This window comes from Ferrovum sp., from assembly GCF_027317285.1.
Classification (GTDB): Bacteria; Pseudomonadota; Gammaproteobacteria; order Burkholderiales; family Ferrovaceae; genus Ferrovum.
On record NZ_DAHVHV010000102.1, the window covers coordinates 1 to 2,651 of the forward strand.

The 2,651-nt window shown below is 51.5% G+C and carries 5 protein-coding genes; 4 read left to right on the forward strand and 1 reads right to left on the reverse strand.

The window, feature by feature from the left end; translation table 11 throughout:
- Positions 1-176: 176 nt before the first annotated feature.
- Positions 177-524, reverse strand: a complete 348-nt coding sequence (locus tag M6F29_RS11585) for a winged helix-turn-helix transcriptional regulator (RefSeq protein WP_298160043.1) — start codon at positions 522-524, stop codon at positions 177-179.
- Between the two features lie 84 nt (positions 525-608).
- Between M6F29_RS11585 and M6F29_RS11590 the strand changes: the two genes are divergently transcribed.
- From M6F29_RS11590 to M6F29_RS11605, 4 genes are all read left to right on the forward strand, one after another.
- Positions 609-1,001 (forward strand): hypothetical protein, encoded by a 393-nt coding sequence (locus M6F29_RS11590; protein WP_298160045.1) that lies wholly within the window; start codon positions 609-611, stop codon positions 999-1,001.
- Entirely contained in the window at positions 998-1,702 is a 705-nt protein-coding gene (locus M6F29_RS11595) for a class I SAM-dependent methyltransferase (protein ID WP_298160048.1), read from the forward strand. The genes M6F29_RS11590 and M6F29_RS11595 overlap by 4 nt, the downstream gene beginning before the upstream one ends.
- 409 nt (positions 1,703-2,111) lie before the next feature.
- The gene (locus M6F29_RS11600; protein ID WP_062188497.1) at positions 2,112-2,369 is read left to right on the forward strand and encodes an AbrB/MazE/SpoVT family DNA-binding domain-containing protein; all 258 of its coding nucleotides are present in this window, start codon (positions 2,112-2,114) and stop codon (positions 2,367-2,369) included.
- Positions 2,366-2,651 (forward strand): type II toxin-antitoxin system PemK/MazF family toxin (locus M6F29_RS11605; RefSeq protein ID WP_298160056.1); only part of this gene is annotated, 286 nt, incomplete at its 3' end. The genes M6F29_RS11600 and M6F29_RS11605, both read left to right, overlap by 4 nt.

Below are 2,651 nucleotides of genomic sequence, written 5' to 3' on the forward strand. Positions count from 1 at the left end.
GGATGTAACGCGGGTCAGGGAAATTCTGAGGCTCGTGATCATCGACCCTCGAACAGCCAACGCAATTTTTGAGGGGAAGCAACCCCGCACTTTGTCGCTTGAGTTCCTGGTGCGTAAAAGCCTGCCGTTGGACTGGGAGGTACAACGGCAGATGGTTGCTGAAAACGGGTCATAAGCTAAATTAACTCTCCGAATTTAGCCATTGCCTGTATGACATCACGAAAACCAGAACCCAATTGAGTCAACTCATATTCTGTTGTAGGGGGGACAGTCGGATAAACGGTGCGTGTCAACATACCATGCTGTTCCAGCAAGCGCAGTCGCGCTGCCAATAAACGCGGGCTAATTCCTGACAGACTACGCTGCAACTCTGAATAGCGTTTTTTTCCACTGATCAAATCGCGCACGATCAAGGTTGTCCATTTACCATCCAGAATTTTTGCCGTTCGTTGCACTGGGCATGTATTGCCGCAATCGCCCGCCAATATCGGAGTTTGAACGGTAGCAAGAGTTTCGGTCTGCATGACTTCCCTTTTGGTAACTACTTCACAATGTGTAGTATAGCAATTATATTGCGTCTTCTATCAACTCCATTCAGGAGGACACGCATGTTCGGCATTGCATTGAGAGTCGTTGGCAGCATACAAATCGTATTGGGATTGGCCTACTTATTAGCACCAAATGTGCTACTTCTGAAAATGGGACACAGTTTGCCTGCAGTTGATTTGCTCTATCCATTCGGCATGCTTTCCTCGCGATTTTTGGCCTATGGAATTGGGCTATGGATCATTAGTGTGGATCCTGGGAAACACATTTTATGGATACGCTTGATGGCATTCATTCAGTTGATCGACCTTGCCGTGGGTGCGTTCTACACCGTGACGGATGTGGTGCCCCTGTCGCTCTCCGCATTCCCGATGTTTAACGCTCTCTGGATTGGTTTGCTGTTTGCTTTTTGGAGACCTGCATTGTCGTCCGGAACAAGAGCAACTCAAGCATGAAAAACATTATTGGTTATCTGCAACTATGGTGGCTGATGAAATCGCCCCCGGCCTTATTCAGCCGATTATTCGGGGTATCCTGGTATAGGAATATGCTTGAGCAATGGGTTGCACCAATACTCACATCCAATGCAATGGTATTGGAGGTTGGCTGTGCCAGTGGAGATTTCTCTCAATTACTCGCGGAACGGCACATGAAAGTTAGTGCAGTGGATAGATCTGCACAGATGATGGAAAAAGCGCGACAGAGGCCAGGTCCTGTGCAGTTTAAGCAGGCTGATGCAGCACAGTTACCCTTCCCCAATCAACACTTCGATGTCGTTCTGGCGGCATCGTTGATCAATGTGGTGGACACTCCCCGCGCTGTCCTGGCTGAGATGTGCCGTGTCTGTCGTGATGGCGGAACGGTATCTGTATTGGTGCCCAGCCAGTCATTTTCAGATGCGGATGCAAAGCATTATCTCGAAGCAGAACAGCTAACAGGACTTTCCAATGCTGCATTTACAACCTGGCATCGCTTGGGACGGAAAATGGATGCTGGTGTTGTGCAGGGTTACTTTATGGAATGTGGAATGATCAACATTTCCACCCGGATTTTGTTGGGAGGTATGGTCATCGCAATTTCAGGATGTTGCCATGCTGTGTCGCCTCTGAAGAGCAAGTTTCCGTTCATACTGGAAGCCGGAAACCCCCGTGGATAGGGGGGGTCGTGCGAAGGTCGCCCTTCGCAGAAACAGAGAACGGAGAGCGCAGGGGGGGTAGAAAACGGTGAAATTCTGGGTGTATCGACAGTTGCCGCCCTTCGCACGAAACCGGGAAGCCGCGCCAGTATTGGCGTTCCGGCGGGGCACTAAAAAGGCCGTAGAACGTTCTGGCCTGGGTGAAGTGGTGGTGCTGAGGCGACACCACGAAACCGTGTACGGCGGTCGTGATAGTAAATCGTAGTAAATGCGTCTTTTTTTAGATGGTTAAAAAATATTCCGCATCAAACTTGTTGTCCCACGGTAAGTGAGGGCTATCGCCAAACACCTGTTTTCCGACAGACTGAGACTTGCAGCTCCGATTAAACAAAGTTATACTTAAATATAACTTAACAAACGGAGGTGAATCATGCACACAACCAATCTGCGCAAGGTCGGCGGCTCGGTTATGCTTGCCGTTCCGCCCGCATTCCTTGATCAACTGCACCTGCAAGCCGGAGCCACGGTAGGGGTGGTCGTCGCTGATGGCTGCCTGGTAGTCGATCCCAAACCCAGGCCGCGTTACACGCTTGCGGAACTTCTGGCAGCCTCGGACTATTCCAAACCGCAATCGGCAGAAGAGCGCGAATGGGTCGATGCGCCCGCAGTGGGTGATGAGTTGGTATGAGGCGCGGCGATATTTACCTAGTCTCGCTTGATCCGACCGAAGGACGCGAGCAACGCGGCAGCCGTCCCGTCTTGGTCGTGTCGCCTGCCGAGTTCAACGAGGCAACCAACTTGCCGGTGATCTGTCCTATCACGAACGGCGGCGACTTCGCCCGTCGCATCGGGTTCGCCGTTCCCGTAACCGGAATCAAAACGACCGGCGTAGTTCGCTGCGATCAGCCCCGTGTGCTTGATTTTGGTGCCCGCAACGCCCGCAAGGTGGATACTTTGCCAGCATCAATCA

Bases quoted from the DNA above. Each gene is read 5' to 3' on its own strand.
- M6F29_RS11590 (WP_298160045.1), top strand. From the start codon at position 609: ATGTTCGGCATTGCATTGAGAGTCGTTGGCAGCATACAAATCGTATTG.
- M6F29_RS11600 (WP_062188497.1), top strand. From the start codon at position 2,112: ATGCACACAACCAATCTGCGCAAGGTCGGCGGCTCGGTTATGCTTGCC.
- M6F29_RS11595 (WP_298160048.1), top strand. From the start codon at position 998: ATGAAAAACATTATTGGTTATCTGCAACTATGGTGGCTGATGAAATCG.
- M6F29_RS11585 (WP_298160043.1), bottom strand. From the start codon at position 524: ATGCAGACCGAAACTCTTGCTACCGTTCAAACTCCGATATTGGCGGGC.